Below are 4,967 nucleotides of genomic sequence, written 5' to 3'. Positions count from 1 at the left end.
TCGGGGGTGGGCGGGCCGGTGCGGGTGTGGATGCGCTGGCGGAGGTCGGCGTTGTGCAGCAGGCCGAAGTCGCGGTTGTTGATCAGCTCGTGCTCCTGCCGTTCGCGCAGGGCCTCGATGGTCAGCCGCAGCTGTTGCTCGGTCTGGTTCATCGGCTGGTTGTAGAGGTCGGCGACGCGGCTGTGCACGCGGAGGATCGCCTGCGCGACGGTGAGTTCGTACTCGCGCGGCGCGAGCTCGTAGTCCACATAGGTCCCGGCGAGGGTCTGTTCACCGGAGTGGCCGGAGGCGATCTCGATGTCCGCCTCGCCGTGCTTGTTCTGCGCCGGCGCCGGGTTGTCGCGGATGGCGGCGATGTGCGCCCGCAGCCGGTCGAATTGGTTGTTCACCTCCTGCAGGGCCTGGGCGTTCAGCGTCAGGGCGATGCACGGGGTGACCGCCTTGTACGTGTGGTGCCACGCGGCCTGGCCCTCGGCCAGCAGGTGCGCGCCGAAGTACTCGCCGTCGGCGAGCACGTCCAGCACGGTGTCGTCGCCGTATTCGCCGGTGCCGATCTTGTTGACCTTGCCGTGGGCGATGAGCACGACCTGGTCGGCGGCCTGTCCGGCGGTGGCGATCACCTGGCCCGGCTCGAACTCCTGCTGCACGAACCGGTCGGCCAGCGCGCCCAGCACCGAATCGTCGTCGAAACCGCGCAGCAGCGGCAGTTCGCCGAGTTCCTGCGGGATGACCCGCACGTTCGAGCCGGTGTTGGTGAAGGTGATCCGTCCGTCCCCGACGGCGTAGGTCAGCCGGCGGTTGACCCGGTAGGAGCCCGCCGAGATGTCCACCCACGGCAGCATCCGCACCAGCCACCGCGAGGTGGTGCCCTGCATCTGCGGGACGGACTTGGTCGTGGTGGCCAGGTTCCGCGCCGCCGCGGTGCCGAGGCTCTGCGCGGCCTGGTCGACGCCGAGGTCCGGCTCTGTCACGGTCACGATGTCACTTCTCCTTGCGCTGCTCGGCGGAAAGGTCCTTGGCGGGCCCGGAGCGGGTGGGTCGCGGCCACCCGCTCCGGGGGCTGTGCGTCGCTCAGCTCTCCCTGCCGAGTTCGACGTGTTCGAGCACTCCGATCGCGTCCGGCACCAGGATCGCCGCCGAGTAGTAGGCGCTGACCAGGTAGGAGATGACGGCCTGCTCGTTGACGCCCATGAAGCGCACCGACAGGCCGGGCCGGTACTCGTCCGGGATGCCGGTCTGGTGCAGGCCGATGACGCCCTGGCTCTCCTCGCCGGTGCGCATCAGCAGGATGGAGCTGGTGCGGGTGTCGCTGACGTGCAGCTTGTTGCACGGCAGGATCGGCACGCCGCGCCACGCCGGCACCTGGTGGCCGCCCAGGTCGATGCTCTGCGGGTAGATGCCGCGTTTGCTGCACTCGCGGCCGAAGGCCGCGATGGCCCGCGGGTGCGCGAGGAAGAACCCGGGGTCCTTCCACACGAGCGTCAGGAGCTCGTCGAGGTCGTCGGGGGTGGGCGGGCCGGTGCGGGTGTGGATGCGCTGGCGGAGGTCGGCGTTGTGCAGCAGGCCGAACTCGCGGTTGTTGATCAGCTCCTCCTCCTGCCGCTCGCGCAGCGCCTCGATGGTCAGCCGCAGCTGCTGCTCGGTCTGGTTCATCGGCTGGTTGAAGAGGTCCGCGACGCGGCTGTGCACCCGCAGAACCGTTTGCGCGACGCTGAGTTCGTACTCGCGCGGCGCGAGCTCGTAGTCCACATAGGTCCCGGACAGCGTCGGCTCGCCCGAGTGCCCCGAGGCGATCTCGATGTCCGCCTCGCCGTGCACGTTGTGCGCGCCCTTCGGGGCGGACAGCGCGTTGCGGATGTGCTCGCGCAGCGCCTCGGAGCTGCCGTTCATGTCCCGGAACACCTGCTGGCGCAGGAAAAGCACGGTGCAGGGAGTGACCGCCTTGTAGGTCGCCTGCCAGGTGGTCGAGTCGCCGGCCAGGACGTGCGCGCCGAAGTACTCGCCGTCGGCGAGCACGCCGAGCACGGTGTCGTCGCCGTATTCGCCGGTGCCGATCTTGTTGACCCTGCCGTGGGCGATGAGCACGACCTGGTCGGCGGTTTGGCCTGCGGTGGCGATCACCTGGCCCGGCTCGATCTCCCGCTGCACGAAGCGATCCGCGAGCGCGCCGAGCACGGCGTCGTCGTCGAATCCCCGCAGCAGCGGGAGTTCTCGCAGTTCCTGCGGGATGACCCGGACCTCGGCGCCGGTGTTGGTGAAGGTGACCCGGCCATCGCCGAGGGTGTAGCTGAGGCGGCGGTTGACGCGGTACGCGCCGCCGGCGGCCTGCACCCATGGCAGCATCCGCAGCAGCCAGCGCGAGGTGATGCCTTGCATCTGCGGGACGGACTTGGTCGTGGTGGCCAGGTTCCGGGCCGCCGCCGTGCTCAGGCTCAACTGCGGCGCATCGCCGTCGTCGGTGTTGAGCGGTTCCGTCACAGTCACGCCAATACCACCAATCATCTCTGTTCGTAAAGAGGCGGTCAGGAAATGCTGAACCGTGATTGTTCAGGGAATTGTGAGATGTCCGAATGGAAATGTCCCGGTGGGAATCCTCGCCGGTTCCGCGGCATCGTTTTTCGTTGCCGACGGCGACGTTAGCACCAGTGATCTCGACCGTACAGTCACCCGAACGTGCTTCGTGTGTCGGCCAGATCCGGCGCAAATGTAGCACTGTGGATATCACCTGAATCGCCGCTTGCGTGGAACGCAGAGTGATCATCTGCGCCATTCGTTCCGATATTAGGCGGCTCCGTGACTCATGTGCACCAATCGCGAGCGCGGTATTCGGAATATTCCCCCGGGTGATTGCTCCGGGTGGGCGATGAATCCTGTGATCCCGGATTCCACGAATCGGGTTATCTGTTTTCCGGTGGTGCGGTAGTACTGTTCGGGCCACGTCGAAACAGAGATCTTCGGCGGTTCTTCTTCGGGAATTCTGAAAATTCGTCGGCCGGGCGTCACCGGCGTCCAGGCTCGAGTTTGGGAGGCGGCGGATCGTGTGCGAGTGCGGCGTCCAGTCGATCGGAGCAGGTCGGGGGGAGATGTCGTCGTGAAGTGGAACCTGCGGCTCGTCGCGGCGCAGCGAGGCATCTGGAAGGCCACCGAGCTGCAGCGGCAGCTGGCCGAGCACGGGCTGGTCATCTCCGCCGGGAAGATGTCCGGGCTGTGGTCCAAGACCCCGGCCAGCCTGAAGCTGGACGACCTGGAGATCATCTGCTCGGTGCTCGGGTGCAACGTCGGCGACCTGCTGGTGCCGGAACCGAGGAAGGTCGTGGTGCGCGGCGGGTCCGCCGCCGGAGGTGCGGAGTGAGCATCTACCTCAGCGGGCTGCTCTGGGTGCTCAGCGCGTCCGTGGCCGCCGCGGTGATCGGCTACCTGGTGCGCAGGCTCGGCCAGGACGAGGGGCGCCCCAGCAACAACGACGCGGCCGGGCAGGTCTTCACCATCGTCAGCGGCCTGCAGGCGGTGGTGCTCGCCTTCGTGCTGGTGACGCTCTTCGACACCGTGACCGACGCGCGGGAAGGCGCCTACCGCGAGGCACAGGCCCTGGTTTCGGTTTCCTGGGCGGTGGATTCGCTGCCCGCGCCGACCGGGGACGAGGCGCGCGGGCTCAGCGTGCGGTACCTGCAGACGGTCGTCGGCGAGGAGTGGCCCGTCATGCAGCAGGGCGGGCAGGTGATCGGGCCGGGCTGGGCGGAGCTCGACCGGCTGCGCGCGGCGGTGTTGCAGGCGCCGGCCGACGGCGAGTTCGAGGAGGGCCGCAAGACCGAGGCGATCACGCAGCTCGGCCAGGTCTACGAGGAGCGGCACGAGCGGGTCACCAGGGCGTTCGACCGCGGCGTGGTCGCGGTGGTGTGGCTCGTGCTGATCCTGGGCAGCGTGGTGTGCGTGCTGCTGCCGAACCTCTTCGGTGGCACCAGGTTATTCCCGCACATCGTGCTGGTGTCCACATTGGCCGGTGCACTGGCGCTGCTGCTGTTCGCGATCTTCCAGCTGCAGAACCCGTTCAGCGGCGGATCGCAGATCGGCCCGGACGCGTTCCTGTGGGCGCTAGAGCGGCTCGGTCAAAGTTGAGGTGGTGGCGGGTCGCGGCGGTGTCGGCCGCTTCGGCGGTCGCGGTGCTGACGGCGTCGGTGGCGTGGGTGGTGTCCGCGGGCGCGGCTCCCGGGTGCACGGTGCTGCAGGTCCGGAACTCCGGGCCGGGCTGGACTTCCGCGCTGTACCGGGTGTCTCTGCCTGCCGCGGAAAGCGTCCGGATCGGAGCCCTGGACCACCGGCTGAACGCGCTCGGGTACGCCCGCTCGCAGGGCCTGGCGTACGGCATGGCCGCGTTCGGCCCGTCCGGCCCGTTCCCGGACGGCGCCCACGTGGTGACGCTGGACCGGTCCGGCCGGACGCACGACCTGGGGCCGGTGCGGGCCGGCCGCGTGGACACGCCCTGGTACCCGCTCGCCGCGCCGACGGCCGGTGCGGTCAAGGGGAACCGCTGGTACGTGCGGCAGGGGGCCTACCTGTACGCGGTGGACGTCGACCCGACCCGCCCGACCTACCTGAGCGTGCTGGCGACGACCGCGATCCGGTCGCCGCACTGGCCGTTCGGGTTCGGCGACTTCGACGTCGACCCGGTGGACGGCGAGCTGTACGGGGTGTCGATGACCCACCGGGGCACGGCGGCGGTCGCGCGGCTGGACCCGGTCATCGGGCGGGTCACCGAGCTGGCCGACGCGCCGGGCCTGCCGCCGAGCACCTACGGATCGGTGGCGATCGGCCCGGACCGGGCGCTGTACGTCACGGCCGACGAGGCCGGCGGGCTGTACCGCGTGGACCGGGACGGTTCGGTGGCGAAGCTGGCCGCCCTGCCGCCGATGCTGGGCTCGGATGCGACCGGATGCCTGGCCCGCGTCCCATCGCCCCAACCGCCGCCC

General features: G+C 69.5%; 5 protein-coding genes. 3 read left to right on the top strand and 2 right to left on the bottom strand.

Annotation, left to right across the window (positions count from 1 at the left end; all coding sequences use genetic code 11):
* A partial coding sequence (locus E1288_RS45975; RefSeq protein WP_132495601.1) for a family 2B encapsulin nanocompartment shell protein occupies positions 1–977 on the bottom strand: 977 nt, incomplete at its 3' end.
* Between the two features lie 94 nt (positions 978–1,071).
* Positions 1,072–2,484: a family 2B encapsulin nanocompartment shell protein gene (locus E1288_RS45970; RefSeq protein WP_235884299.1), complete on the bottom strand. Its 1,413-nt coding sequence runs from the start codon at positions 2,482–2,484 to the stop codon at positions 1,072–1,074.
* A 607-nt stretch (positions 2,485–3,091) separates the two neighbouring features.
* On the opposite strand from E1288_RS45970, the gene E1288_RS45965 reads away from it, so the two are divergent.
* The 3 genes from E1288_RS45965 to E1288_RS45955 all read left to right on the top strand — a co-directional run.
* Positions 3,092–3,352 carry a helix-turn-helix domain-containing protein gene (locus E1288_RS45965; protein ID WP_132495597.1) on the top strand — a complete coding sequence of 87 codons (261 nt, stop codon included), beginning with the start codon at positions 3,092–3,094 and terminating at the stop codon, positions 3,350–3,352.
* Positions 3,349–4,116, top strand: a complete 768-nt coding sequence (locus tag E1288_RS45960; protein WP_132495595.1) for a bestrophin-like domain — start codon at positions 3,349–3,351, stop codon at positions 4,114–4,116. The genes E1288_RS45965 and E1288_RS45960 overlap by 4 nt, the downstream gene beginning before the upstream one ends.
* A gap of 20 nt (positions 4,117–4,136) precedes the next feature.
* Positions 4,137–4,967 (top strand): DUF6923 family protein (locus E1288_RS45955; RefSeq protein WP_132495593.1); only part of this gene is annotated, 831 nt, incomplete at its 3' end.

This window comes from Saccharopolyspora elongata (assembly GCF_004348985.1).
GTDB lineage: Bacteria > Actinomycetota > Actinomycetes > Mycobacteriales > Pseudonocardiaceae > Saccharopolyspora > Saccharopolyspora elongata.
Note: the sequence above shows the minus strand (reverse complement) of the source record. Positions and strands in the feature narration are given on the sequence as shown.